Origin of the sequence: Streptomyces yangpuensis, from assembly GCF_024666385.1 — a bacterium.
In the GTDB taxonomy this organism is placed as follows: domain Bacteria; phylum Actinomycetota; class Actinomycetes; order Streptomycetales; family Streptomycetaceae; genus Streptomyces; species Streptomyces yangpuensis.
The window spans coordinates 1,046,279-1,070,575 of sequence record NZ_CP102514.1; the positions used below are offsets into that span (position 1 = coordinate 1,046,279).

A 24,297-nucleotide genomic window follows, 5' to 3' on the forward strand; every position below is an offset into this window, starting at 1 on the left:
ACCAAGTCTACTTCTTGGTCAGTGACCAAGAAAGAGGTGATTCGATGATCGTCATCGTCGGAGCCGGACCCGTCGGCCTGTGGCTGGCGGCGGAACTGCGGCTGGGCGGGGCCGACGTCACCGTGCTGGAGGACCGGGCGGAGCCGGATCCGCATTCCAAGGCCCTCACCGTGCATCCCCGCACCCTGGAACTGCTGGCCTGCCGCGGCGTCGTGGACCGGTTCCTGGACGAGGGGCGCCGCCTCCCGGACGGCCACTTCGGCGGCCTGGACGACCGCATGGACTTCGGCGTGCTCGACACCCCCTTCCCCTTCACGCTGGCCCTGCCGCAGGCCCGTACGGAGGCGCTGCTGGAGGAGCACGCGCGCGCCGCCGGAGCGCGGATCCTGCGGGGCCACCGCGTGACCGGGCTGACCCGGGACGCGGAGGGCGTCACGGTCGAGGTCGCCGGAAGGCCGCCGGTACGGGGTACGCACGTCGTCGGCTGCGACGGCACGCGGAGCGTCGTACGGGACGCCGCGGGCATCGCCTTCCCCGGTACGGAGGCCACCACCTGGGGCTGGCTGGGTGACGTCGTCCTGGACGACCCGCCGCCGGGCCCGGTCAGCGTCTCGGGTCCGGCCGGCGGCCTGATGGTGGTGCCGCTGCCGGACGGTGTGCACCGGATCGTCGGCGGGGACCCCGACGGAAGCCGCCCCGGCCGGCCCGGAGCCCTCACCCTGGACGAGCTGCGCACGAAGGTCGTGGCGATCTCGGGCGCCGACTACGGCCTGCGCGACCCGCGCTGGCTCTCCCGCTTCGGCAACGCCACCCGGCAGGCGGAGCGTTACCGCTGCGGCCGGGTGCTGCTCGCCGGGGACGCCGCGCACATGCACTTCCCGACCGGTGGAGTCGGCCTCAACGTCGGCCTCCAGGACGCCGCCAACCTCGGCTGGAAGCTGGCCGCCGTGGTCCGGGGCGAGGCCCCGGACAGCCTGCTCGACACCTACCACGACGAACGCCATCCGGTCGGCGCCGACCTGCTGGCCTCGACCCGTGCGCAGACCGCGCTGATGACCGGCCACTCCCCCGAAGGGCAGGCGCTGAGAGCGCTGCTGAGCGGCCTGATCGCCGATCTGCCGGAGCTGTCGCGCACCCTGGCGGAGCGGGTGTCGGCGCTGTCGGTCGCCTATCCGGCCGGGGGCGGGCACCGGCTGGCCGGCACCCGCGCCCCCGACCTCGCCCTCGGCAGCACCCGGCTGTTCGGTCTACTGCGGGCCGGCCGCCACGTGCTGCTGGACCTGGCGGGCGGCACCCGGCCCGCCGAGGGCGTCATCCGGCACCGCGGGCCGCTCTCCGTACCGCACGCGCACTGGGCGGGGGTGACGGCCGCGCTGATCCGCCCCGACGGCCATGTGGCCTGGGCCAGTGACGACCCGGACGCCGACCCCCGGCCGGCCGTGGCCGGGCGGTGGGGGTGACACGCTCCGCGCCCGTCAGGCGTAGCGGAAGGTGGTGACCACCGCCGCGTGGTCGGAGGGCCAGTCGTTGGCCGCGACGCGCGGCCTGGGGTCGATGCGGCCCGTGGCCAGCGTGGTCGAGTCCAGGACGGTGAGGCGGTCGCCGGCGTGGAGCACGAAGTCGATGCGGTCCTGGGGTTCCGGGCGGCCGCTGCCGTCCTCGTGCCGCGGGTGGACGGGAGACCAGGTGGTTCCGGGGTCCGTCACCGGGTCCGGGTGGGCCTCCCGGTAGGAGTCGCGCAGCCCGGCGCCTTCAACGGCGCGGGAGACCGGCCAGTCCACGGGGCCGAGCCCGCCGTGCAGCGGGGCCGCCCCGGCCGTCCAGTCCAGGTGCGAGGGGGCGTTGAAGTCGCCGACGAGCAGGACGGGGGTACGGTCGGCAGCGGCCAGGTCCGGGGCCATCCGGGCCAGGATCTCCCCGATCTGGCGGACCCGTCCCGATTCCCTTTCGCGGTCGGCCAGTTCGGGTGCGCGGAGGCCGTCGAAGCAGGCGTCGTAGGGGCCGTACGGCGTGTGGTTGAGGTGGGCGGTCCACAGCACCATTTCGTGCGGGGTGCCGTCTGGGTGCTCGTCGAGCCGGATCCGGGCGCCCGCGGCCCCGTAGAAGCCGACGCGGGGGTCGCCGAGGGTCTCCACGACGGGGTGGCGGCTGAGGATCGCGAGATTCTCCCCGGCGCTGTGGTGGAACCAGCCGAGTGCGTCGGCGAGTTCGGGCGCGGCGTGCACGGCGGTCTCCTGCAGGCCGACGACGTCCACGTCGGCGGCGAGGAGCACGGCCAGTTGCTTGTCACGGTGGCCGTCGACGGGAGCGCCGCCCAGCCACAGGTTCCAGCTCATCACCCGGACCCGGTCGAGCGCGGGCGCGTCCGCGGCCACCACGGGGATACGGACGGTGAGGTGGGCGGTGGCGCCGTGCGCGTCGACCGCGGTGACCTTGGCGACGGCGACGGGGACGGCGGTGTCCGGGCCCGGCAGCGGCGAGGGGGTTCCGCTCAGGGTGCCGTCCGCGTGGACGGTGAGCCAGTCGGGGCGGTCGGCGGCGACGAACGTCACGGGACGGGCCGCGCCGCGGACGAGACCCGAGACGCGGGCGGTGAAGGGCTGCCCGGCGCGGGCGCGGCGGGTGGTGAGCACGGGGACGAGGAACCGCGGCGCCGGCGCATCGGAGACCAGTGCCCGCAGCCGGTCCGGGGTGGCTTCCTCCAGGCTGCCCAGCACCGTACGGCCGGGGGCCGGGTCGATCCGGACGGCGGACGGTACGGCGAGGACCTGGCAGCCGGCGGCTTCGGCGGAGGCGACGCCGGTGGGGGTGTCCTCGACGGCCACGCAGGCGGCGGGCGGAACCCGCAGGGCGCGGCAGGCCGCGAGGTAGGGGTCGGGGTTGGGCTTGGTGAGGGCGGTGTCGTCGGCCGTGACGGTGACCGTGAAACCGCCGTGGCCGGCCTCCGCCAGAGCGGCCACGACGGTCTCCGCGACCTCCCGGGGGGAGGCGGTGACGAGCGCGGTGGGGACGCCCTCGTCACGCAGCGCGCCGAGCAGGGCCAGAGCGCCGGGCAGGGGCACGACCCGGGTGCGGACCCGCTCGGCGAAGGCCCGGTGGAGTGCGGCGGCGATCTCGGCGGCGGGTGCGCCGCTCCGGGCGGCGAGGAATCCGGCGGTGTGCGCCACGGGCCGGCCGAGCACGTCGGGCCGGTCGGCCTCGACGAGGACGTGCCCGAGCCGCTCGGCCGCCTCGGCCACGGTGTCCCACCAGAGCTGTTCGGTGTCGACGAGGGTGCCGTCCATGTCGAAGAGGACGGCTTGCAGCGTCGGCGGGGCGGGCGGGTGCGGGGACGTCACGAACGGTGTCTCTTTCCGGTACGGGGTGGCGGGAAGGCGGGCCGGGGCCGGCCCTACGGCCGGGGCCTGGGCAGTGGGGGCCGGACAGAGCGCGAGACGCCCGCCGGCCGCCGCCGCGCCGGGCGTCCACGCGCGAACGCGCGGACGCGGACTTCGGGCACGGACTCGGGTTCGGGCACGCGCGCGGACGCGTGTGCGGGCACGGACAGGGGCTTCGGGCGCGGACGCGGGCAGAGTGCGGACCCGACCCGGGCCCGGCCACGAGCACAGGCACGGGCACAGACCGGACCCTGGCACGGACCTGGACCGGGACCTGGACCCGGAGGCGGGTGCGGACCCGACCCGTATCCGTATCCGGGTCCGGACCCGGAGGCGGATACGGGCGCGGGCACGCGCGGGGCGCGGCCTCCGCAGCCTTGGCACCGTGCCGGCCGCAGGCCCGTGGCACCGGGCCGGCCCGCGCGAGCCCGTGGCCGCCCCGGTGTCAGGGCGTGCGCGGAGCGACCAGGACCGGGCGCAGACCCGGGCCCGGACCCCGGCGCGCGCACGGGCACGAACGCGGACCCGGGCGCAAGCACGGACCCAGCCCCGGACCCGGAACCGGCCGCAGGCCCGTGGCACCGGGCCGGGCCGCGCAAGCCCGTGGCCGCCCCGGCGTCAGGGCGTGCGTGGAGCGACCAGGACGGGGCGGTCCGGGAGGGACAGGTGGACGGGTGTGCCCGGGGCGAGCCGCCCCGCGTCGTGCGCGGGGACGTCGGCCTTGACCCGGGTGCCGTCGGCCAGGGCGACGGTCACGCGGACGGTGGCGCCCAGGAACGAGGTGCCGACGACCCGGCCTTCCCCGTCCTCGGCGATGGTGACGCCGAGCGACTCCGGCCGTACGAGGACGTCGACGTCGGCCGCACCCCCGATGCTCGGCGGGGCGCCGTCGACGGCGAGGTGCCGGCCCAGGACCGCGACGGTCGCGTCGGAGGCGCGCAGCCGGCCCGGGATGCGGCTCATGGTGCCCACGAACTCCGCGACGAAGGCCGTGGCGGGACGCGCGTACAGCTCCGCCGGGGCGGCGCACTGCTCCAGGCGGCCGGCGCGCATGACCGCCACGCGGTCGGCCATGGAGAGCGCCTCCTCCTGGTCGTGGGTGATGAAGAGGGTGGTGATGCCGAGCTCCTGCTGGAGGCGGCGGATCTCCTCGCGCAGCGTCAGCCGCACCTTGGCGTCGAGGGCGGACAGCGGCTCGTCCAGGAGCAGGACCCGCGGGCGCAGGGCGAGGGCGCGGGCCAGTGCGACGCGCTGCTGCTGACCGCCGGAGAGCTGGTGGGGGTAGCGGTCGCCCCGGTCGGCGAGGCCGACGAGTTCGAGCAGTTCCGCGGCGCGGGTGCGTCGCTCGGAGGTGCGGATCCGACGCATCCGCAGTCCGAAGGCGACGTTGTCGAGGGCGTTCAGGTGCGGAAAGAGGCTGTAGGACTGGAAGACCATGCCGGCGTCGCGACGGTGTGCGGGGACCGCGGTGACGTCCTCGCCGTCGACGAGGATCTCGCCCGAGTCCGGGTGTTCGAAGCCGGCCAGCATGCGCAGGGCTGTGGTCTTGCCGCAGCCCGACGGGCCGAGCAGGGCGAGGAGTTCGCCGGGGCGCACGGTCAGGTCGAGTCCGTCGAGGGCGGTGGTGGTGCCGAAGGACCGGCGCAGACCGCGCAGTTCGACGGTGGCCGCGTCGGCCGGTGCGGGCGCGCCGTTCGCGGTCGGCGCGGATGCGGTGAGGCTCATGGGGTCCGTCATTTCCGGTCGGTGGTCGAGGAGGGGGTGCTACGGCCGCCCAGGCCGGCGAGGAGCAGGAGCAGCAGCCAGGTGACCAGCAGGCTCATGACGGAGACGGCCACGGACATCTGGGCCTGCGAGCCGCTGATGTTGACGATCCAGACGGCGAACGGCCGGAAGCCGAGGAGCTGGGCGGTGGTGAACTCTCCGAGCACCAGGGCGAAGGTGAGGAAGGAGGCGCTCAGGAGGGCACCGCGCAGGTTCGGCAGGACGGCGCGCAGCAGGGCGTGCGGCAGGCTCGCGCCGCAGGAGCGGGCCGCCTCGACGAGGGTGCGGACGTCGATGGCGCGCAGTCCCGCGTCCAGGGCCCGGTACACGAACGGCAGGGCCATCACGGCGTTGGCGAGGACCAGGACGAGGGGGAAGTCCGGGTTCTGGACGGCGACGAAGGTCTGGAAGAGCGGGGTGCGGGAGAGGTGCTCGGGTCCCCACTTCAGGACGGTGCCGATGCCGGCGACGAAGGCGATGGGCGGCACGACCAGCGGCAGCGCACACACGACCTCGACGACGGGCCGCAGCTTCGGCGCGCTCAGCCGCAGCGCCACCGTGGCGGGGACCATGAGCAGCAGGACGACCGCGATGGTGGCGGCGGCGAGTCCGAGGGAGAGCAGCAGGCTGGTCAGGAAGCCCTCGGTTTCCAGGATGCGGGTGTAGGCGCCGAGGTGGATGCCCTGGCCGGGCACGTCGACGGTGAAGACGACGGAGGCGGCGAGCGGGAAAAGGAAGTACAGGGCCGCGGCGGCCAGGACGAGGGCGCGCCAGGGGGTGGTGGCCCGGGCCGGACGGGCGGCCGGGCGGGCGGTCAGGCGGGCGGCCGGGCGGGCGGTCAGGCGAGCCATCGTGCGCTCCGTCGTTGCAGGGGCAGGTAGACCGCCATCACCAGGCCCGCGACGAGGACCATGTCGAGGCTGAGGGCGAGGGCCACGTTCTCCTGTCCGATGAGCACGTTGCCGGAGATCGCGTCGGCGATCTGAAGTGTGACCAGCGGGACCGAGCTGCCGACCATGGCCGCGGCGGTGGCGTACGCGGCGAAGGCGCTGCCGAAGAGGAGCACGAGTCCGCCGAGGAGGGAGGGGGCGAGGACGGGCAGGGCGACGTGCTGCCAGTACTGGCGGTGGGTGGCGCCGTTGTTCTGGGCGGCCTCCCGCCACTGGGTGCGCAGCCCGTCCAGGGCGGGGGTGATGGTGAGGACCATGAGGGGGACGAGGAAGTAGAGGTAGACGAGGACGAGGCCCCAGAAGCTGTAGAGGCTCCAGCCGGTGTCGGTCAGGCCCAGCTCGCGGGTGAGGACGCCGGAGTTGCCGAGGGTGGCGACGAAGGCGAAGGCGAGCGGGACGCCGCCGAAGTTGGCGAGGACGCCGGAGGCGGTCAGTACGGCCTCGCGCAGGGCGCGCAGCGGGGAGGTGACGACGGCCTGGGCGAGGAGAAGGCCGAGGACGGCGGCGAGGACCGCCGAGGTGGCGGACAGTTTCACGCTGCCGAGGAGGGCGGTGAGGTAGGCGCCCTGCCAGGAGGCGGTCAGGTTGCCGAGGCCGTACGAGGCGGCGCCGGTGACCGGGTCCCCGACCGTGAAGGCGCCGTCGAGCATGGCGACGGCGGGCAGGCCGAAGGCGACCGCGGTGAACAGCAGCAGGGGGACGACGGCGAGGGCGCCGGAGCGGAGGGCCCGCCGCCCGGTCCGGGCGGCGGGGGCGGCGGGGGCGGGCGGGGCCGCCGGGGCGGCAGCCGCGGGTGACGCGGCCGCCGTGCGGGGTGCGGTCATGTCGGTGGTCATGTCGGTGGTCATGAACTCGTGTCGATGTCGGTACTGGTACCGGTGGCCGGGCCGGCGGTCAGCCGGCGACCGCCTTGGCCCAGCTCTGGGCGAGGACGCCCTTGGCCTTGGTCTGCTGGGCCTCCGTGGGGAAGGCCGGAGTTCCGCTGACCTGGGGGAGCTTGGCGGCGGCGGCCTTGTCGAGGGTGCCGGCGCCTTCCATCGCGGCCATGAGCACCGGGCGGGCGTACCCCTTGAGCCACAGGTTCTGGCCCTCGGCGCTGTAGAGCCACTCCTGCCAGAGCCGGGCGGCCGCGGGGTGCGGGGCGTCCTTGTTGATGGCTTGGGCGTAGTACTGCGCGTACTTGCCGTCCTCGGGGACGGCGACCTTCCAGTCGACGCCCTTGCCCTTGAACTGGTCGGCGTAGCCGGCGTTCAGGTAGTCCCAGTCGATGCTGATGGGCGTCTCGCCCTTCTCGACGGTGGCCGGGGTGGACTCGACGGGCGTGTAGTTGCCGTTCTTCTTCAGCTGGCCGAAGAAGTCGACGCCGGGCTGGATGTCGTCGAGGGAGCCGCCGTTCGCGAGCGCGGCGGCGTAGACGCCGCCGAAGGCCGAGCCGGACTTGGTGGGGTTGCCGTTGAGGGCGACCTGGCCCTTGTACTCGGGCTTGAGGAGGTCCTTGAAGGTGGTGGGGCAGTTCTTGACCCGGCCGGCGTCGCAGCCGATGGAGATGTAGCCGCCGTAGTCGTTGTACCAGCGGGCCTGGTCGTCCCGCTGCGCCGAGGGGATGTCGCCGAAGGAGGCGACCCTGTAAGGGGCGAACAGGTCCTGCTGGGCGCCGCTGACGGCGAAGGAGGTGCCGAGGTCCAGGACGTCGGGGGCGCGGTCCTGGCCCTTGCGGCCGGTGACGGCGTTGATCTCGTCCTGGCTGCTGCCGTCGGGGTTCTCCACCTCGACCTTGATCCCGTACTTCTGGGTGAAGCCGTCGATGAGGGCGCCGTAGTTGGCCCAGTCGCGGGGCAGGGCCATCGCGTGCAGGACGCCCTCCTTCTTGGCGGCCTCGACGAGGGCCTCCATCCCGCCGAAGTCCGCCGCGGAGGTCGCGGTGGCGGCGTCCTTGCCGGTGGCGGTCTTGTTGTCGGCCTTCTCGGGAGCGGCGCCGCAGGCGGTGAGGGTGAGGGCGGCGACGACGGCAAGGCAGCCGGCGAGGCAGGCGTTTCTCGGCAGGGACACGGTCTCTCCTGGGAGGTTGCGCGGGGAAGGCGCGGGGAGGGGTGGGAGCGGTACGGCGGACTCGGTGGGTCCGAGCCCAACTTGTCTGAACAAGTCGGCCTCAGTAGGCCCGGCATCCGTGACCTTCCGGTGAACGGAGGGCGACGGATTCCGGCCAATAACCTGGACACTCTCCTCTCGTTTCGGTCCGAGCGACCCTGCGCATACGCTGTACGCGTCAAACACACTGCGCACATTCGGCGTTCACGACGAGGGACGGAGCACCACCGATGACGGCCCGGCACGAGGAGATCGCCGAGGAACTGCGCCGGGCGATCGACCGCGAGGAGTACGCGGTGGGGGCGCTCCTGCCCGCGGAGACCGAGCTGGCCGCGCGCTTCGGGGTCTCCCGCGGCACCGTCCGCCAGGCGGTGTCCGCCCTGACCGCCGAGGGTCTGATCGGGTCCCGGCAGGGCGCCCGGCGCGTGGTACTGGCCAGCCGCCGCAGCCAGAGCTTCGCCGAGCTGCGCAGTTTCGCCCAGTGGGCCGCGGCCATGGGCCGCACGGCGACCGGCCGGGTGGTGTCGTCGGAGTACCGGCCGGCCACCGACCGGGACGCCATGTGGCTCCAGGTGGAGCCGGGCGCGCGCGTGCTGCACGTCCTGCGCGTGCGCGGGCTGGACGGCGAACCGGTCCTGCTGGAACGCACGGTGTACGCGGGCTGGATCGCCCCCGCCGTCGAAGGCATCGAGCCGGACTGCCCGTCGGTGACGCAGCGTCTGCTGGAGGACCTGGGGCTGGTGTTCGCGTACGGGGAGCACCTCATCGACGCGGTCGCCGCCGGGGCCCGGGACGCCGAACTCCTCGAAGTACGGCGCACCAGCCCGTTGTTGCGGGTGCGCCGGATGACGACCACGCGGGACGGCCGGCCGGTCGAGTGGTCCGACGACCGCTACCGCTCGGACGCGGTGGGCTTCAGCGTCCACAACTCCATCGGCAGCAACGCCCTGGCGCGCCGCACGGGCCCGGCATTCACCGGCACCTGAGCGCGCCGGCGGTCCGGCTCAGGCCGGGGTGAGGGCGGCCGCGCCGAAGGAGACGTCGAAGCGGTCGCACCAGATGCTGACGCTGGTGTAGTCGGACAGGTTCACGTCCGCCGGGATCGGGTAGTTCTGGTCCCCCTTGTTGCCCTTGAGCTCGCCCAGGCTGACGTGCTCGCCGTCGTCGAAGACGCGCCAGCCCGCCACGCCCTCCTTCACGGGGGCGTCGGTCAGCCACACCCTCAGGTCCGGTCCGTTACTGGTCTCCAGCCCCTCCAGGCGCAGGAACCGGGAGCCGTCCTGCGCCTGGATGATCCTCACCTCGCCACGGGTGGTGTGCTCGTGGCTGATGAGGTCGCCCGTGGCGAGCGTCCGGAGCGCGGCGGGCCCGGCGGAACCCGAGGGCCGTGCGCTCGGCGCCGTACTGGGCAGGGCCTCGCGCACCGTCTGCTCCTGCCAGAGCTTCCACGGCTCGAACCAGTACAGCCCCACGCCCACCAGTACGGCCACCACGGCCGCCGCGGCGATCAGCAGCGGCCGGCGCCGCCCGCCCTCACGTCCCACGTCGCACTCCTCGTTCGTTCGACACGCGGTTCGGCCGGCTACAGGACGGCGAACCCTACGATGTCCGTTATGCCCCGTACGGTCGCCGTCGATCCGCACGTCCCGTCCGCCGGCCCAAGGCTGCGGTCCGGCGCCCGGCTGGTGATCTGCGCCGCGGTGCCCTGGTACCTCTGTCTGTGGTGGGGCACGAGCACGGCACCTGTGCCCGCCGCCCTGCCGGCCGTCCTGATCCTCCGTGAGGACGTGTACGCGGCGCCGCGCCTGGCGTGGGAGCGGCTCCTGGGCGTCTTCGTGGGCGTGCTGCTCAGCACGCTCCTCCTGGACCGGCTGCCGCCCTCGTCACTGGCCTTCCTCGCCGTGCTGGTCTGCGGGTGCGCCGGCATGTATGTCCTGGGCCGGCCCGGTTCCCCCAACCAGCAGGTCCTGATCACCGCGCTGATGATCTACGCAACCGCCCTCCCCGGGTACCCGCTGGCCCGCCTGGCGGAGACCCTGGTCGGCATCGCCGTGGTGGTGCTGCTCGGACCGCTGCTGTGGCCGCCGGACCCCTACCGGTCGGCTGCGGCGGGCCTCGACGCCTACCGCGACGGTGTCGGGCGCCTCCTCGACGGGGTGGCCGGCCGGCTCGGCCGCGGCGGGCCGCCCGCCGCCCCGGATCCGCTGCCCGAGGGGGAGCAGCTGTGGCTACGGCCGCAGGCCTGCCGGGCCGCCTTCGACCGGGCCGTCCGGCGCCGGCGGACCCGGACGCCGCCCGCCGGGCTCGACGGGCGGCTGGGCCTGGCCGTCCGGAGCGCCGTCACCCTGCAGTGCTTCACTCAGGAGCTCCGGGAGCGGGCCCGCTGCGGCCCGTCCCCGGATCCCGATCCTGCGCTGCGTGACATCGCCCCGCTGGTCCGGGCCACCGCCCTGGCCCTGGACGCCGCCCTGCGCGGGGACGAGTTCGCCGCCGAGCTCGACCGGGCCCGTGGTCTCGACCTCGCCCACCGCTCGGCCCACCCCACCCGGCACGACGCGGTCCTGCGGACCGGTCTGCACCTGACCCACGAGGCCCTCGGCGACCACCTCGCGGCCCGCGGCTGAGTGCGGTGCGGTCCGCCGGGACCGACCGGGGCAGCAGCAGCGGGGTGGCCAGGGCGAGGGCCCCGGCGACCGCGATCGCCGTGCGCGGTCCGGTGACAGCGGCCGGCGGTCCCCACAGGCCGGCCGGCGCGGCGATGGCGGCCCCGCCGGAGACCGACCAAGCCCGGCGGGGCGGGTTACGCGACCGGCTGCTGCTGGGTGACGCAGTGGATACCGCCGCCGCCGGTGCCGAGGCGGTCGATGTTGAGCTGCTCGACGACGCGGCCGGGGAAGAGGCGGGTCAGCGTGGCCCTGGCCGCCTGGTCGGCCCGGGTGTCGCCGAACTGGCCGCTGATGACGGCGCCGTTGCACACGTAGTAGTTGGCGTAGGAGGCGAGGAAGTCGGGGTTGGCGGAGCGGATCTTGTTGTAGTCGGGGCCCTGGAGCTTCTCCACGGTCATCCGGGCGCCGCCCGCGGTCGTGGCGCCGGTCAGGATCTGGTGCTGCTGGCGCGCGTCCTTGGCGTAGACGTCGTTGTCCGAGGCGAGGGGCATCTGGACGAGGGCCTTCCCCGGGGCGAGGAAGCGGGAGGTCGCGTCGACGTGGTCGTCGGTGATGTCCTGGCCGACCACGCCGTCGAACCAGATGACCTTGGTCGCACCGTAGGCGGCGCACAGCGCGGCCTCGATCTGCGACTGCGACCTGCCGGGGTTGCGGTTGCGGTTCACGAGGCTGCTGCGGGTGGCCATCAGGGTGCCGGCGCCGTCCTGCTCGACGGCGCCGCCCTCCCCCACCAGTCCGGCGACGGTGAACGGGACGCCGACGTGCGCGGCGATCCGGCCCGCCACCAGGGCGTCCCTGGAGTGGGCCTGTTTGTTGCCCCAGCCGTTGAAGTTGAGGCCGACGGCGTCCAGGCCGCCCACCCCGTCGGTGCGGAAGACCGGTCCGGAGTCGCGCATCCAGCAGTCGTCCACGGGGATGGTGGTGATGACGGTGACGGTGGGACCGCACAGGGAACGGGCCCTGGCCGCGCCGGCGGAGTTGGCACAGAGGTACACCGGCTCGTACTTGGCGATGGTGCGGGCGATGAGGGCGATGTCCGACTGGACGCCGGTGAGCTTGCCGCCCCAGATGGAGCTGCTGTCCGGCCAGGCCATCCAGGTGCGGGTGTGGCGGACGTCCTCGATCGGTACGCGGAAGGCGCCGGCCGCCGCCGCGGCGGCGGGGCGGGCCGCGGCCCGGGCCCGTCCCTCGGCCACCGCCAGGGTGGCGGCCGCGGCGGTGACGCCGGCGGCCGTCAGGAACCGGCGCCTGTCCATGCCCGCGCGGGGCGGGTTCCCTGCGTGATCGTTCATGAGGGGTCTCCTTGTGGGGTGAACTCCGTGAACTCCCCCCGCCGACTGCGGGGTTGACCGGAAAACTAAAACTGGCCAAGCGCTCGGTCAATACTTTGGACGGGGGCGTTCCGGAGGATCGGGGAAAGCCCCAGGTGGCGGCGCACGGGCTCGTTAGAGTGACGTCATGGCAGCTTCCGCACAGGACTCCCCCGGCCCGTCCGCAACCCCCGCCCGCACGGGCCGGCCCCGGCCTTCGGCCAAGGGCGAACAGACGCGGGCCCGGCTGATCGCCGCCGCGCGGACCCTGCTCGCGGGCGGCCTCGCCGAACGCTTCACCACGCGCAACGTGGCGGCGCTGTCGGGTGTTTCGCACGGGATGTGCCACTACCACTTCCAGGACCGCACGGATCTCGTCCTGGCCGTCGTCACGGACATCCGCCCGGAGTGGATCCTCCCGCTGGAGGAGGCGGTGTCCGCCCCCGGGTCGTTCGCCGAGCGGGCCGACCAGGTGGTCGAGCTGCTCTCCCGGCCCGAGGGCGCGGAACTCTCCCACCTCCACTCCGCGTTGCACTGGCACGCCCTGAACGACGAGCGGGTGCGGGAGAGCCTGGAGGCGGAGTACCGCCGCTGGCGCGGGTGCTTCGTCACGCTCTTCCAGGTCCTGGCCGACGAACGGGACGACGAACGGGACGGCTCCCGGGCCGGAGCCGGAGGCGTCGACCCGCTCGCGCTGGGCGAGGCCGTCGCCGCCGCCGTGGACGGCCTGGCCGCCGCGGAGTCGCTCGGCTCCGAGGTCGATTCCGGGCCGGTGCTGCACACCCTCATCCGTACGCTCGCCGCCGGCACCCGCCCCGGAGCCTGACCCCTGCGGGGCGTCCTGCGGATCAGCCCGGACCGGGCGCGGCCCGGGACGCGACGAGGCTCCCCGGACCCCCGGTGCCGAGGGGAAGCATCGCCGGCCTGCCCGGCACGACCTGCGGGCCCGCGCGGAGGCCGGGGCGCGGGGCCGCGGCGCCAGGCCCCGCGAGCCCGGCCCGGATCCGCCGGCCCCCTACAGGGCGCGCCGGGCGGCGGCGATCGCCCGCGGGTCCCACCCGGGGCGGGGCACCGACTCCAGCAGCAGCCGGGTGTACGGGTGGGCGGGCGCGGCGAGGACCTCGTCGGTGCGGCCCTGCTCGACGACCGCCCCGTGGCGCATCACCACGATCTCGTCGGTCACGCACCGCACGACTCCGAGGTCGTGGGTGATGAAGAGGTACCCGATCCCGGTCTGCTCCCTGATGTCGGCGAGCAGGTTGAGGATCTGCGCCTGTACGGAGACGTCGAGGGCGGCGACCGCCTCGTCCAGGACGAGGACGGCCGGCTCGACGGCGAGGGCCCGGGCGATGGCGACGCGCTGGCGCTGGCCGCCGGAGAGCTGCCGGGGCAGGGCGTCGGCGGCCCGGGTGCCCAGGCCGACCTGGTCGAGGAGTTCGCGGACCCGCCGCGCGTGGTCGCGGCCGGGGAAGTGCAGCCGGAGGGTCTCCCGCAGGGCCGCTTCGACACCGGTGCGCGGGTCCAGGGAGAGGTAGGGGTCCTGGAAGACCATCTGGACCTCCCGGGCGCGGGCGAGCCGCGCGGCCCGCCCTCCGGTGCGGGCGGGCCCGGTGCGGGACCGGCCGCGTACCAGGACCTCGCCCTCGTCGGCCCGCTCCAGGCCGACGACGATGCGGGCGGTGGTCGTCTTCCCGGAGCCGGACTCCCCCACGACGCCCAGCGATCCGCCCTCGGGCAGCGTGAAGGACACGTCGTCCACCGCGTGGACGGCCCCGAAGGTGCGGTGCAGTCCCCTGACCTCCAGTACGTTCTCAGGCATCGACGGCGCTCCCTTCGAGCAGGTCGCCGTGGTGGCAGGCGGCCCGGTGGTCCGGCCGGTCCGGGGCCGCGGCCGGCAGCGGGGCCCGCTGGTCGCAGACCTCCGTGGCCAGTGGGCAGCGGCTGGCGAAGGCGCAGCCGTGCAGGGGCTCGCGCAGGTCCGGCGGTTGGCCCTCGATCGCGGCGAGCCGGCCCCGGGGGCCCTCCATCCGGGGGGTGGAGGCGAGCAGGGCGGCCGTGTACGGGTGGCGGGGGCGGGCGAAGAGAGCCTCGGCGGGGCCGGTCTCCACGATCCGCCCGGCGTACATGACGTAGACGCGGTCGCTGATGGCGGCGGCGAGGTCGAGGTCGTGGGTGACGAAGAGCAGGCCGGTGCCGAAGCGTTCGCGCAGTGCGGCCAGGAGGGCGACGGCCTCGGCCTGGCTGGTGACGTCCAGGGCCGTGGTGGGCTCGTCGGCGAGCAGGAGCGCGGGGTCTCCCATGAGCGCCGCCGCGATCACGACGCGCTGGAGCATCCCGCCGGAGACCTGGCCGGGGAACCTGTCCAGGACCGCTTCGTCCAGGCCCACCGCCCGCAGGAGTCCGACGGCCCGGGCGGTGGCGTCCGCCCTGCTCATGGTCCCGGTGAGGGTGACGCTCTCGGTGAGAAAGTCGCCGATGCGGCGCAGCGGGTTGACGGCGGCGCGCGGGTCCTGGAAGACCATGGCCACCGAGCCCGCCCGTACGCCGCGCAGCCGGCCGGTGTCCATGGTGAGCACGTCCTCGCCGGCGATCCGTACGGCGCCCTCGACGCTCGCGCCGGGCGGCAGCAGGCGCAGCGCGCTGCGGGAGGTGAGGCTCTTGCCGGAGCCGGACTCGCCGACGAGGGCGACGGTCTCGCCGGCGCCGACGGTGAGGTCGACGCCGTCGAGGACGGGCCGGGCGGTGCCCGGCAGGGTGACCCTCAGGCCTCGGATGTCGAGGGTGGGCACCGGTCGGGTGGGGTTCATCGGTCTCTCCTGGCGACACGGTCGGCCCACCGCTCGCCCACCACGTTGAAGGCGACGACGGTCAGCACCATGAAGGCGCAGGGCAGGATCGCGGACAGCGGGTAGCCGTGCTGGACGGCCGTCTGCCCGTCGAAGACCATGCGGCCCCAGTCGGGGGTGAGCGCGGGCACGCCGAGTCCGAGGAAGGACAGCCCGGCGAGGTCCATCAGGGCGTAGCCGAAGTTGATGGTGGACTGGGCGAGGACGACGGGGGCGATGTTGGGAAGGACGTGGCGCAGGCAGATCTGCCCGGCCGAGTGGCCCTGCACCTGGTAGGCGCTGACGTACGGGCGGGCGCGTTCGGCCAGGACCAGCGAGCGGGTGAGGCGGCTGACGTAGGGCAGGTAGGCGACGGCGAGCGCGATGACGGGGGCGAGCAGTCCTTCGCCGTACACGGAGACGATCAGGATGGCGAGCAGCATGCCGGGGAAGGCGAAGACCAGCTCGGTGCTGCGGGAGAGGACGGAGTCGAGCCAGCCGCCCCGCCAGGCGGCGGCCATGCCGACGGCGATGCCGGCGACGGTGGAGAAGGCGACGACGCCCAGCGGGCCGAGCAGGGAGGTACGCGCGCCGAGCAGCAGCCGGGAGAGGGTGTCCCGGCCGGCGGCGTCCACGCCGAGCGGGTGGGCCGCGGAGGGTCCGGCGAGGGCGTTGCCCAGGTCGACGGCGTTGGGGTCGTAGGGCGCCAGGAGGGGCGCGAGCAGGGCCGCGAGGACGACGACGGCGACGAGGGCCAGGCAGACGAGGTGGAGGGCGGACCCGGTGGCGCGGATCCGGGCCAGGCCGGGGCGGCGGGTGAGGACGGCGGTCATGCGGCGGCCCTCCTGGATCCGAGGGTGACCCGGGGGTCGGCCAGGGGCAGCAGCAGGTCCACGATCAGGTTCACGGCCATGAAGAGGGCGACGATGATCAGGGAGACGGCCTGGACGGTCGGGAAGTCCTTGGTGGTCGTGGACAGTTCCAGGAGCTGGCCGATGCCGCCGATGCCGAACGCGGTCTCCACGAGGACGGTGCACACCAGCAGGGTCGAGACGATCAGCCCGCCGGTGGTCAGGACCGTCCCGAGGGAGTTGCGCAGCACGTGCCGGCGGATGACCTGTCGTTCGGGTACTCCGCGGCTGCGGGCGACGGTGACGTGCTCGCTGTCGAGGGCTTCGAGCATGGCGGAGCGGGTCACCCGGGCGAGCATGCCGGTCAGGTAGAGCGCCAGGGCGATCGCGGGGAGGGTGAGGTGCCACAGCATGTCGCCGAGGCCATCGCCGGCCCCGCTGCTGGGGAACCAGCCGAGCCGGACGGCGAACAGGCCCTGGAGCAGGACGGCCGCGACGAAGGACGGGGTGCCGACGGCGAACGTCGTGGTGACGAGGACGGCCGAATCGGCGGCCCCGCCGCGGACGGCGGCGATCCGGCCCAGGAGCAGGCCGAGCGCGACGACCAGGACGAGGGCCATGGTGATCAGCAGCAGGGTCACGGGGAGCCGGTCCGCGAGGAGGCGGGAGACGTCGGTGCGGTAGGTGATCGACCGGCCGAAGTCGCCCTGGAGCACGCCGCCGAGCCAGCGCAGGTAGCGCACGAGGAAGGGGTCGTCCAGGTGGTATTGGGCGTTGATCGCGGCCAGCGCCTCCGGGGAGGCCGACCGGCCGGCGAGGAGGAAGCTCGCCGGGCTGCCCGGTGCCAGGTACATGGCACCGAAGACGACGAACGAGGCGGTGAGGAGGGTGGCGGCCATCTCCGCCACCCTTCGCACGGCGAATCTGGCGAAGCTCACTGCGCGGCCCCCACGTCGGCGGCCCACGGGTGGTACATGTACGAGATGGTGGTGGGCGCGCCGGTGATCCGCTCGTTCATGAAGAGCGCGGTGGGCCATTCGGCGACGGGGATCCACAACAGCTGCTCGGCCGCCCGGCGTTGGAGCTTCGCCTCGATGTCCATGCGCTGTTCGGTCGGGTAGGTGGCGGTGGCCTGGTCGACGAGCCGGTCGTACTCGGGGTCGCTGTGTCCGGCGAAGTTCATGTAGGCGCCGGTCTTGAAGTTCTGCAGCAGGTCGAGCGGGTCGGTGATCGAGTCGTAGTAGGTGAGCGGGAACATGTCGATGCCCTCGCGCGCCTGCGGGTCGGTGAACAGCGCGGTGAACGCGTTCGGGGCGATGGTCTTCAGCCGGATGTCCAGGCCGATCTGCGTGCCGGCGGCCTGGACGGCGGTGGCGAGGAGGGAGACGTCCTGGCCGATGGAGCTGGTGGCCACGGTGAGGGTCTTGCCGGTGGCGCCGGCCTCCTCGACGAGGGCCTTGGCCTTCGCGATGTCCTGGCCGGTGGGCGGGAGTCCGTCGAACGCGGTCTTCAGGGTGCGTTCGGGTGCGGCGGCCCAGGCGGCGCGGGTGGTCAGGGAGTTGGTGACGGTGCCGGCGCCGCCGAGTCCGGCCTTGACGAAGCCGGTGCGGTCGAGGGCCAGGGACAGGGCACGGCGGACGCGGACGTCACCGAGGGGGCCCTTCATATGGGTGATGTTGACGTTGACGGTGCTGAGTCCCTCCCCGAAGTAGAGGGTGCCGGCGCCGGAGGCCCGCAGGCGGGCGTAGCTCTCGGTGGGGATCAGGTAGCCGCCGTCGACCTCGCCGCTGAGCATGGCGTTGGTCCGGGCGGAGGGGTCGGTCATGAAGCGGAAGACGGCCTTCTTCGACTTGGCCTTGGTGCCCCAGTAGCCGTCGAACCGGTCCAGTTCGATCGACTGGCCCTTGTTCCAGGTGCCGAGTGTGAAGGGGCCGGTGCAGGCGAGCCCCCCGGTGGTGCCGTAGTCCTTGCCCGCGGCCTCCACGCCGGCCCTGGAGGCGACCACTCCGGCGGCGGTGGCCATGTACTGCGGGAACTGCGAGTCGGGCTTCTTCAGTTCGACGGTGACCTGGAGCGGCCCGGTCCTGGTCACGGAGGCGACGTTCTGGAAGACCTGGGCCCAGGCCGCCGCGTTGTCGGGGTCCATCTGGCGGCCGAGGCTGAAGACCACGTCGTCCGCGGTCATCTCCTTGCCGTCGTGGAAGCGCACGCCGGGACGGAGGTCGTAGACCCAGGTGGTGGGTGTGGGGTTGGACGCCTTCTGGGCGAGACCGGGCTCGGTGGTGAGGGCCGGGGTCCAGCGCATGAGGCTTTCGCACACGTTGGACAGGATGGTGTTCTGCGGGTAGTCGAAGGCCACCGTGTGGTCGAGGGTGGGCGGTTCGGCGTACACGGCCCAGCTGAAGGAGTCGATCTCGCCGCGCGCGGGGGGCGTGGTGGCGGAGAGGTGGACGTCGGTGACGTTGCCGCCTTCGTTCCTGGGCGGGCCCGAGCAGGCCGCGAGCAGGGAGACGGAGGTCAAGGCCGCGGCGGTGACGGCCGCTGCACGGCGGCCTGACCGGCGGTGGGGGCGTCTGCTCGTGCGGGATGTGGAGAAGGTCATCGTCGCGCTCTCTTTGCCGTGAGGGGTGCGGGAGGGAGGAGCGGGCGGACCGCCGGGGCCGGTCCGCCGGTTACGGCGGGGTACCCCGGGTCAGCCGGAGCTGGTCGCGCGCCCGCCCGCGGCGGGGATCTGCTGGGTGATGCAGTGCACGCCCCCGCCGCCGAACGCGATCGCGAGCGCGCGTACGCCGACGACCTTGCGGCCCGGGTAGGCGGTGGCGAGCACGGCGAGGGCGTCCTCGTCCTGGTGCAGGCCGGCCACGGGGACGACGACGCCGCCGTTGGCGACGTAGTGGTTCAGGTAGGACACCTCGATCCGGCCGTCGGCGAGGTCCGCGAAGGCAGTCTGCGGTACGTCGACGATCTCCAGCCGGCGGCCGCGGGCGTCGGTGGCGGCCTCCAGCACCGCGCGGTTGGCGCGCATCCGGGCGTAGTCGGGGTGGGTGGGGTCGGACGGCAGCGAGACGACGACCGTGCCGGGCGCGGCGAAGGCGCACACGCCGTCGACGTGGCCGTCGGTCTCGGTGTCGAGGAGGCCGCCGTACGGGAGCCAGATGACCTTGGTGACGCCGAGCCGGGCCTTCAGCTCGGCCTCGATCTCGTCCCGGCCGAGGCCGGGGTTGCGGTTGGGGTGCAGGAGGCACTGCTCCGTGGTGATCAGCGTGCCCTCACCGTCGACGGTGATCGCTCCGCCTTCGAGGATCATGCCGGAGGCGATGCGGTCGACCCCGAGGTGGTCCAGCAGCAGAGCGCTGATCCGGTCGTCGGCGTCGTACGGGTGGTGCTTGCCGCCCCAGGCGTTGAAGCGGAAGTCCACGCCGGCGCGGTTGCCGTCGCCGTCGAGGACGAAGAGCGGGCCGGAGTCCCGGAACCAGGAGTCGTCGACCGGCAGCTCGATGACGGTGATGCCGACGGTGTCGGGCCCACAGTGGGCACGGGCGTCCTCGCCGTGGCCGGGCGGGGCGACCATCGTCACGGGCTCGAAGGCGGCGATGGCGCGGGCGACGTTCGCGTACTCCTCCTTCACCTCGGCCAGCACGCTCCCCCACAGGTCCGCGCGGGTCGGCCAGGCCATCAGGCAGCCCTCGTGCTCGGCCCACTCGGCAGGCATACGGTATTCAGACATCAGGTGTCTCATTTCTTTCGTTGACAGAGTCTTTCACTCGACTGAAATTTCAGTCAATGGCTAGGGCGGCCTCGAGTGAAACCAAGGGGAAGTGGGGAGCGTGCGCGACGGGCGCGGGCCCTTCCTGGAGAGGGCCGGGCGGAGCGGCCGCAGGGTGGCGGGCAGCTCTGGCTTCGGCTCACTCTGGCATTGACTGAAAATTCAGTCAATAGAAGGGCCAGTGAAAGGTGCAGGGCATCCCGGGCAGGGCCGGGCCCCGCCACGGGGCCGGGGCCGTCGGACGGGCGGGTCAGCCCTGGCGGAGGCCGGCCAGTTCGGCGTCGATGGCGCCGCTCATCAGCTCCCGCGCGTGGCCGATCCTGATGCCGCCGCTGAGCCAGCGCATGCTGAGCCCTTCGAGCAGCGCGGTGAGCCGTTCGGCGGCGGCGGCCAGCGACGAGGCGGGGGCCATCGGGTGGACCTGGCCGAGCAGCGCGGCGACCTCCTGGACCCAGACCAGGGTGGCCCTGGCCAGGTCCTCGCGCAGCACCTCGTCGAAGACGGCGCTCGCCCGCAGTTCGCCCCAGGCCGAGCTGTTCTCCCGTACCTCCACCGTGTCCTGGAGCTCCAGGAGCAGGGTCTCCTCCAGCTCCTCCCGGGGGGAGAGCGGCGGGGCGTCCGGGGCGCGGTCGGTGGTGTAGCGCTCGGCCCGGTCGTTGATGAACTCCAGGGTCTGGCGCAGGACCCCCGTGCGGTCCTTGAAGTGGTAGTAGATCAGGGCGGTGGACACGCCCGCCTCGGCCGCGAGTTCCTCCACGCGCAGCCCGCGGACCCCGCGCCGGGCGATCACCCGGGCGGCCGCTTCCAGGATCTGAGTGCTGCGAGACGCCATGGACCGCACCTTACCGGGGCGTTCGGGTGCGGGCGTACGCGGCCCGGCGCGGGGCCCGCGGGCCGGTGCGGGCGCGGCGGTCATCGGAGGGCGGGCGGCACGGCCGGGTGGGACTGGGTGGCGCAGTGGATGCCGCCGCCCCCGGCGGCGACGTTGTCGATGGCGATCTGGACCACCTGCCGGTCGGGGTAGGCGGCCTGGAGGATCGCGTACGCCAGGCCGTCGGCGTGGCCGTCGCCGAACTGCGGTGCGAGGACCGCACCGTTCACGGTGTAGTAGTTGGTGTAACTGGACAGGAACTCGGGCCCCTTGCCGCGGATGCGGGCGCGGTCGGGGCCGGGGAGTTCCGTGATGGCGAGGCGGCGGCCGCGGGCGTCGGTGGCGCTCTCCAGGATCCGCCTGGTCTCCTCGTGGACGGCGACCCATTTGCGGTCCGCGCCCACGCCCGGCTTGTCCAGGATGACGCGCCCGGGGGCGGTGAACCGGGCCAGGCAGTCGATGTGGCAGTCGGTGATGTCCTGGCCCGCCAGGCCCGGCACCCAGACGACCTTGTCGATGCCGAGGGCGGTCTTCAGTTCCTGTTCGACCTGCTCCTGGTTCATGCCCGGGTTGCGGTTGGGGTTCACGAGCGAGCTGACGGTGGCCAGCAGGGTTCCCTCGCCGTCGGTCTCCAGCGAGCCGCCCTCGCCGACGAATCCGGCCCGGATCCGGCGCACTCCGTACTCGCCGAGGAGGATGCCGGCGGCGGCCGCGTCGTTGGCGAACGGCTGGGCGTAGGTGGTGCCGGTCTTGCCCCAGCCGTTGAAGTTGGTGTCCACACCGGCGATCGCTCCGGGACCCACGACGAAGGTGGGGCCGAAGTCGCGGATCCACAGGTCGTCGTTGGCGATCTCGATGACGTCGATGGCGTGGCGGGCGCCTCGGCCGCAGCGGTACCGGGCGTCGGCCGCCTGGCCGGGGCGGGCCAGCATCACGACCGGCTCGAAGCGCGATATCTCGTACGCGATGTCGGCGATGTCGCCGCGCACCGCGTCGAGCCTGCCCTCCCACACGGCGGTCAGGGCGGGCCAGGCCATGTACGTACGGAGGTGGCGCTCGCTCTCCTCGGGCATCCGCAGGGCCGCGGAACCGGAGCCGGGGGCGAGGACGGCGTGTGCGGCGGCGGGGAGGGCCGACCCGAGTGCGGCGAGCGGCAGGGCCGCCGCCCCGAACTGGAGCAGTCGGCGGCGGGTGGTGCGGGACGTGTCCATGGGGTCCTCCTGAGGGGAAGAGGCGGAATGACTCGGCATCCTTGCGTTAACTGAAAATTCAGTCAAGAGGAGTGGGAGGGATGGGCGGGGCGTCAGGTGCGGCGGTACTGATCCGCGACGATCGTGACGGAGCCGTCCGCGCCCGCTTCGACCAGGCGCACGATCGCGATCTCGCCGCGGTCCGGACTGCGCACACAGAACGGCCGCGCCTTGGCGAGAGCACCGAAGGGCAGAGTGGCGGCCGGCCGTGTCTCGATGCCGCGCAGGCAGTCGGCGACCGTCAGCCCCCCGGCCTCGGCCACGAAGGCGTCCGAGTCCTCGGACGGCAGGAACGCCTGGCCGTCGCGCGCCAGGTACCAGGCGGCCGTCTCCGCGGCCACGACCTTCCCGGCCTTCAGGTCGAACTCGTAGCCGGCGTCGGGGGCGGTGAGCTCGGCCCGGGCGTAGCCGGGCACGTAGCCGGAGCCCGCGGCCGGGGCAGGGGCGGAGGCCGCGGGCGGACCGGACGGGATGGCGGAGCTCCCGCCGGGTCTCGCCTCGCCCGCCTCACCCACCTCCGGGCCCTCCAGGTAATACACGGCTGCGGCGCAGGCCAGCAGGGTCGTGGCCACCGCCGCGGCGACCGCCGGCAGCCGGCCCCGCCCGCGCCCGGTCGCCCGGCCCCCGGGCGCGGACCCGCTTGCCGGTGCGGGCGGCTCCGCCGCCACCGCCCATGCGGGAACCTGCGGGGCGCCCTGGGCGCGGCCGGCCCCGGCCGCCTCCGCGAGGGTCGGCGCGTGCGCCCCGGGGGCGGCCCGGACGGGCGCCGCCCCCGTGGCGTGGACGTGGACCGGCGCGGACGGCGCGGACGGCCCGGACGGCGCGGACGGCCAGGCACCGGGCCGGTCCCCGACCTCGTCCCGGACCGGGGCGGGAAGCCAGCCGTCGGTGAACTCCGGCCGGGGGCCCACCTCGGGATGCGCGTGCACGGCCGCGATCAGCTCGACGGTCGTGGGGCGGTCCTCCGGGCGCTTGACCAGGCACCACGAGATCAGGTCGTGCAGGTCGGGGGGTACGCGGGTGAGGTCGGGGTACTCGTGGACCACCCGGTACAGCGCGCCGGACCCGGGGCCGTTCCCGAAGGGCGGCACGCCGCCCGCCACGTACCCGGCGAGCGCCCCGAGCGCGAAGACGTCGGTGGCCGGTGTCACCCGGTGCCCCAGCGCCTGCTCGGGGGCCATGAAGGCGGCGGTGCCGATCCGCAGCCCCGTTCCCGTGAGCGCGGCCGCGTCGGCCGCCCTCGCGATACCGAAGTCGATCACGCGCGGCCCGTCCCCGGCCACCAGCACATTGGCCGGCTTGAGGTCGCGGTGGACCACGCCCGCCCGGTGGATGGCCTGGAGCGCCTCGGCGATGCCCGCGACGAGCAGCAGGACGGTGCGGGCGGGCAGCGGCCCGTGCCGTCGTACCACCTCGTGCAGCGACGGGCCGGGCACGTAGGCGGTGGCCAGCCAGGGGGTGCGGTCGTCGACACCGGAGTCGACGACCTGGGCCGTGAACAGGCCGTGGATCCGGCGGGCACTGGCCACCTCCTGGGCGAACCGCTCCCGGAACTCGGGATCCGCGGCGAACTCGCTGCGCACGGCCTTCAGCGCGATGGGGCGGCCCCCGGGCGTGTACGCCAGGTAGACCACCCCCATGCCGCCGGCGCCGAGGCGGGCGTGGAGGCGGTAGCCGCCGATCTCGTACGGGTCGTCTGCGGCCAGCGCCGCGGGTGCCGGTGCGGGGCCGGGTGCGGGGGCGAGGGCGAGGGCGGGGGCGGGCTGCGCTCCGGGATGGTGCTCGGACATGCGGTTGCTCTTTCAACGATGCGGCAATGACCTGGCCGCATCGTGCCGCTAACTAAAGTTTCAGTCAATGTGTGACAATGCGAGACGCACCCGGCCAGGAGGGATCACGCAGTGACCGACCGAAGAACAGAAATCCTCACCGGCGCCGCGCGGGTCATCGCACGTCAGGGCGTCCGGGGGTTGCGGATGGCGGACCTGGCGGCCGAGGCCGGCGTGTCCACCGCCCTGATCTACTACCACTTCGAGGACCGGGCCGGCATCCTGCGGCACGCGCTGGCGTTCATCGGTGACCGGGCCGACCGCTACACCGCCACGGCGCGGGAAACCGGCCCGGACGTCCTGCCGCCGGGCCCGCGGCAGTTGCTGGAGCGGACTCTGCTGCTGGAGTTCCAGGACCTGCCCGAGGTCCGCGAGAACAGTACGGCCTGGGGCGAGCTGCGGGCCCACTCGGTCTTCGACCCGGAGCTGCGCGAGGAGCTCGCCGCCGCGGGCGCGGCCTGGGCCGCGGAGATCGCGGGCCACCTCGCCGAGCTCTGCCCGGCCGCTCCGCGCGGCGCCGTCACCGCGGCCGCGGAGCGGCTGACGGCTCTGCTGGAGGGGCTCAGCGTCCGCTGGCTCAGCGGCCTGCTCCCCCTGCGGCACGCCCGCGACCTGGTGCGCGAGGCCATCGGAGTGGAAACGGGCCGGCTGGGTTCCCCTGCTCCGCGAATTGACTGAATTTCCAGTCAGTGCCACAGTGGCGACACGAGGCCGCATCACTTCTCCCTGCAGAGCGGCCGTTCGCGGTGC

Annotated in this window: 21 protein-coding genes; 5 read left to right on the forward strand and 16 right to left on the reverse strand. The window is 74.0% G+C overall.

From position 1 onward, the window contains the following. Window positions 1-44 precede the first annotated feature (44 nt). On the forward strand, window positions 45-1,460 hold the full coding sequence (locus tag NRK68_RS04830) for an FAD-dependent monooxygenase (protein ID WP_257855101.1): 1,416 nt from the start codon (window positions 45-47) through the stop codon (window positions 1,458-1,460). A 15-nt stretch (window positions 1,461-1,475) separates the two neighbouring features. On the opposite strand, the gene NRK68_RS04835 is transcribed toward NRK68_RS04830, so the two are convergent. From NRK68_RS04835 to NRK68_RS04855, 5 genes are all read right to left on the reverse strand, one after another. Further along, window positions 1,476-3,338: an HAD-IA family hydrolase gene (locus tag NRK68_RS04835; protein ID WP_373023468.1), complete on the reverse strand. Its 1,863-nt coding sequence runs from the start codon at window positions 3,336-3,338 to the stop codon at window positions 1,476-1,478. 657 nt (window positions 3,339-3,995) lie between these two features. After that, a complete protein-coding gene (locus NRK68_RS04840; RefSeq protein WP_257855102.1) occupies window positions 3,996-5,102 on the reverse strand; it encodes an ABC transporter ATP-binding protein in 1,107 nt (368 codons plus the stop codon). A gap of 8 nt (window positions 5,103-5,110) precedes the next feature. Continuing rightward, the gene (locus NRK68_RS04845; protein WP_257855103.1) at window positions 5,111-5,992 is read right to left on the reverse strand and encodes an ABC transporter permease; all 882 of its coding nucleotides are present in this window, start codon (window positions 5,990-5,992) and stop codon (window positions 5,111-5,113) included. Next, window positions 5,980-6,915 carry an ABC transporter permease gene (locus NRK68_RS04850; protein ID WP_257857769.1) on the reverse strand — a complete coding sequence of 312 codons (936 nt, stop codon included), beginning with the start codon at window positions 6,913-6,915 and terminating at the stop codon, window positions 5,980-5,982. The genes NRK68_RS04845 and NRK68_RS04850 overlap by 13 nt, the downstream gene beginning before the upstream one ends. 70 nt (window positions 6,916-6,985) lie before the next feature. Continuing rightward, on the reverse strand, window positions 6,986-8,134 hold the full coding sequence (locus tag NRK68_RS04855) for an ABC transporter substrate-binding protein (protein ID WP_257857770.1): 1,149 nt from the start codon (window positions 8,132-8,134) through the stop codon (window positions 6,986-6,988). Between the two features lie 275 nt (window positions 8,135-8,409). Between NRK68_RS04855 and NRK68_RS04860 the strand changes: the two genes are divergently transcribed. Then, window positions 8,410-9,165 carry a GntR family transcriptional regulator gene (locus tag NRK68_RS04860; RefSeq protein ID WP_257855104.1) on the forward strand — a complete coding sequence of 252 codons (756 nt, stop codon included), beginning with the start codon at window positions 8,410-8,412 and terminating at the stop codon, window positions 9,163-9,165. 18 nt (window positions 9,166-9,183) lie between these two features. On the opposite strand, the gene NRK68_RS04865 is transcribed toward NRK68_RS04860, so the two are convergent. Further along, a complete protein-coding gene (locus NRK68_RS04865; RefSeq protein WP_373023469.1) occupies window positions 9,184-9,723 on the reverse strand; it encodes a DM13 domain-containing protein in 540 nt (179 codons plus the stop codon). Between the two features lie 69 nt (window positions 9,724-9,792). Between NRK68_RS04865 and NRK68_RS04870 the strand changes: the two genes are divergently transcribed. Further along, entirely contained in the window at window positions 9,793-10,803 is a 1,011-nt protein-coding gene (locus tag NRK68_RS04870) for an FUSC family protein (RefSeq protein WP_257855105.1), read from the forward strand. 176 nt (window positions 10,804-10,979) lie between these two features. Here the strand turns inward: NRK68_RS04870 and NRK68_RS04880 are convergent, their stop codons facing one another. Further along, window positions 10,980-12,137 carry an agmatine deiminase family protein gene (locus tag NRK68_RS04880; RefSeq protein ID WP_257855106.1) on the reverse strand — a complete coding sequence of 386 codons (1,158 nt, stop codon included), beginning with the start codon at window positions 12,135-12,137 and terminating at the stop codon, window positions 10,980-10,982. 166 nt (window positions 12,138-12,303) lie between these two features. Between NRK68_RS04880 and NRK68_RS04885 the strand changes: the two genes are divergently transcribed. Further along, window positions 12,304-12,981 carry a TetR/AcrR family transcriptional regulator gene (locus NRK68_RS04885; protein WP_257855108.1) on the forward strand — a complete coding sequence of 226 codons (678 nt, stop codon included), beginning with the start codon at window positions 12,304-12,306 and terminating at the stop codon, window positions 12,979-12,981. 189 nt (window positions 12,982-13,170) lie between these two features. Here the strand turns inward: NRK68_RS04885 and NRK68_RS04890 are convergent, their stop codons facing one another. From NRK68_RS04890 to NRK68_RS04930, 9 genes are all read right to left on the reverse strand, one after another. Then, the gene (locus NRK68_RS04890; RefSeq protein WP_257855109.1) at window positions 13,171-13,974 is read right to left on the reverse strand and encodes an ABC transporter ATP-binding protein; all 804 of its coding nucleotides are present in this window, start codon (window positions 13,972-13,974) and stop codon (window positions 13,171-13,173) included. Beyond that, a complete protein-coding gene (locus NRK68_RS04895) occupies window positions 13,967-14,962 on the reverse strand; it encodes an ABC transporter ATP-binding protein (RefSeq protein WP_257855110.1) in 996 nt (331 codons plus the stop codon). Before NRK68_RS04895 ends, NRK68_RS04890 begins: the two co-directional genes overlap by 8 nt. After that, complete coding sequence (locus NRK68_RS04900; protein ID WP_183068123.1) at window positions 14,959-15,813, reverse strand: ABC transporter permease; 855 nt, start codon at window positions 15,811-15,813, stop codon at window positions 14,959-14,961. The genes NRK68_RS04895 and NRK68_RS04900 overlap by 4 nt, the downstream gene beginning before the upstream one ends. Then, window positions 15,810-16,769: an ABC transporter permease gene (locus tag NRK68_RS04905; RefSeq protein ID WP_183068124.1), complete on the reverse strand. Its 960-nt coding sequence runs from the start codon at window positions 16,767-16,769 to the stop codon at window positions 15,810-15,812. The genes NRK68_RS04900 and NRK68_RS04905 overlap by 4 nt, the downstream gene beginning before the upstream one ends. Then, the gene (locus NRK68_RS04910) at window positions 16,766-18,352 is read right to left on the reverse strand and encodes an ABC transporter substrate-binding protein (protein ID WP_257855111.1); all 1,587 of its coding nucleotides are present in this window, start codon (window positions 18,350-18,352) and stop codon (window positions 16,766-16,768) included. Before NRK68_RS04910 ends, NRK68_RS04905 begins: the two co-directional genes overlap by 4 nt. Before the next feature lie 171 nt (window positions 18,353-18,523). Continuing rightward, window positions 18,524-19,558: an agmatine deiminase family protein gene (locus tag NRK68_RS04915; protein WP_183068126.1), complete on the reverse strand. Its 1,035-nt coding sequence runs from the start codon at window positions 19,556-19,558 to the stop codon at window positions 18,524-18,526. Window positions 19,559-19,847: 289 nt separating this feature from the next. Further along, complete coding sequence (locus tag NRK68_RS04920) at window positions 19,848-20,429, reverse strand: TetR/AcrR family transcriptional regulator (RefSeq protein WP_183068127.1); 582 nt, start codon at window positions 20,427-20,429, stop codon at window positions 19,848-19,850. Window positions 20,430-20,509: 80 nt separating this feature from the next. Further along, complete coding sequence (locus NRK68_RS04925) at window positions 20,510-21,679, reverse strand: agmatine deiminase family protein (RefSeq protein WP_257855112.1); 1,170 nt, start codon at window positions 21,677-21,679, stop codon at window positions 20,510-20,512. A gap of 92 nt (window positions 21,680-21,771) precedes the next feature. Continuing rightward, the gene (locus NRK68_RS04930; protein WP_257855113.1) at window positions 21,772-23,508 is read right to left on the reverse strand and encodes a serine/threonine-protein kinase; all 1,737 of its coding nucleotides are present in this window, start codon (window positions 23,506-23,508) and stop codon (window positions 21,772-21,774) included. A gap of 111 nt (window positions 23,509-23,619) precedes the next feature. On the opposite strand from NRK68_RS04930, the gene NRK68_RS04935 reads away from it, so the two are divergent. Next, on the forward strand, window positions 23,620-24,225 hold the full coding sequence (locus tag NRK68_RS04935) for a TetR/AcrR family transcriptional regulator (RefSeq protein ID WP_183068130.1): 606 nt from the start codon (window positions 23,620-23,622) through the stop codon (window positions 24,223-24,225). Window positions 24,226-24,297: the final 72 nt, after the last annotated feature.

Coding starts and splice junctions, on each gene's coding strand:
- NRK68_RS04890 (WP_257855109.1), bottom strand. CDS start 13,974: ATGCCTGAGAACGTACTGGAGGTCAGGGGACTGCACCGCACCTTCGGG.
- NRK68_RS04930 (WP_257855113.1), bottom strand. CDS start 23,508: ATGTCCGAGCACCATCCCGGAGCGCAGCCCGCCCCCGCCCTCGCCCTC.
- NRK68_RS04885 (WP_257855108.1), top strand. CDS start 12,304: ATGGCAGCTTCCGCACAGGACTCCCCCGGCCCGTCCGCAACCCCCGCC.
- NRK68_RS04850 (WP_257857769.1), bottom strand. CDS start 6,915: ATGACCGCACCCCGCACGGCGGCCGCGTCACCCGCGGCTGCCGCCCCG.
- NRK68_RS04870 (WP_257855105.1), top strand. CDS start 9,793: ATGCCCCGTACGGTCGCCGTCGATCCGCACGTCCCGTCCGCCGGCCCA.
- NRK68_RS04925 (WP_257855112.1), bottom strand. CDS start 21,679: ATGGACACGTCCCGCACCACCCGCCGCCGACTGCTCCAGTTCGGGGCG.
- NRK68_RS04895 (WP_257855110.1), bottom strand. CDS start 14,962: ATGAACCCCACCCGACCGGTGCCCACCCTCGACATCCGAGGCCTGAGG.
- NRK68_RS04900 (WP_183068123.1), bottom strand. CDS start 15,813: ATGACCGCCGTCCTCACCCGCCGCCCCGGCCTGGCCCGGATCCGCGCC.
- NRK68_RS04840 (WP_257855102.1), bottom strand. CDS start 5,102: ATGAGCCTCACCGCATCCGCGCCGACCGCGAACGGCGCGCCCGCACCG.
- NRK68_RS04915 (WP_183068126.1), bottom strand. CDS start 19,558: ATGTCTGAATACCGTATGCCTGCCGAGTGGGCCGAGCACGAGGGCTGC.
- NRK68_RS04880 (WP_257855106.1), bottom strand. CDS start 12,137: ATGAACGATCACGCAGGGAACCCGCCCCGCGCGGGCATGGACAGGCGC.
- NRK68_RS04830 (WP_257855101.1), top strand. CDS start 45: ATGATCGTCATCGTCGGAGCCGGACCCGTCGGCCTGTGGCTGGCGGCG.
- NRK68_RS04860 (WP_257855104.1), top strand. CDS start 8,410: ATGACGGCCCGGCACGAGGAGATCGCCGAGGAACTGCGCCGGGCGATC.
- NRK68_RS04920 (WP_183068127.1), bottom strand. CDS start 20,429: ATGGCGTCTCGCAGCACTCAGATCCTGGAAGCGGCCGCCCGGGTGATC.
- NRK68_RS04845 (WP_257855103.1), bottom strand. CDS start 5,992: ATGGCTCGCCTGACCGCCCGCCCGGCCGCCCGCCTGACCGCCCGCCCG.